This window comes from Porphyromonas uenonis 60-3 (assembly GCF_000174775.1).
Lineage (GTDB): Bacteria > Bacteroidota > Bacteroidia > Bacteroidales > Porphyromonadaceae > Porphyromonas > Porphyromonas uenonis_A.
Genome location: NZ_ACLR01000046.1, coordinates 1 through 541 on the forward strand (window position 1 = coordinate 1; position 541 = coordinate 541).

At 53.6% G+C, this 541-nt stretch carries 1 protein-coding gene; it reads left to right on the top strand.

From position 1 onward, the window contains the following. On the top strand, positions 1–541 hold a 541-nt coding region (locus PORUE0001_RS01380; protein WP_007364659.1), incomplete at both ends, for a DDE-type integrase/transposase/recombinase.

Genomic DNA, 541 nt, shown 5'->3' on the forward strand with positions numbered 1-541 from the left:
GCTGCTGAGAAGTCGCAAGCGCAAGCGTCCACCCCAGACGACCAAAGGAGTAGTCAATCACGGCTTCCAAGACCACCTGAACACCACCCCTAAGTACATCGCCACCGACCATTGCCGGCTCACCGTCTCAGACATAACCTACGTCAAGTGTTTAGGGGGCTTCGCATATCTCTCCCTGACGATGGATGCTTATAGCCGCATCATCACCGGCTTTGACCTGCAGCCCACGCTCTCCACAGAGGGCCCCTACAACGCACTAAAACAGACCGTTGACTTCTACCAAAAGCATGGCTTTGACCTCAAAGGACTCATCTTCCATAGCGACCGAGGCTGTCAATACGTCTCCAAGCAGATGACCGACTACGAGGCCAGCCTAGGCATCGTAACCAGCGTCACCCAGACAGGCAACCCTCTCCACAACGCTATGGCAGAGCGACTTAACGGGATCATCAAGAACGACTGGCTCTACAACTTTGAGGACAAACCCATAGAAGAAGTTCGAGAGATCCTCTCGCAAACGATTGCTCTCTATAACACAGCG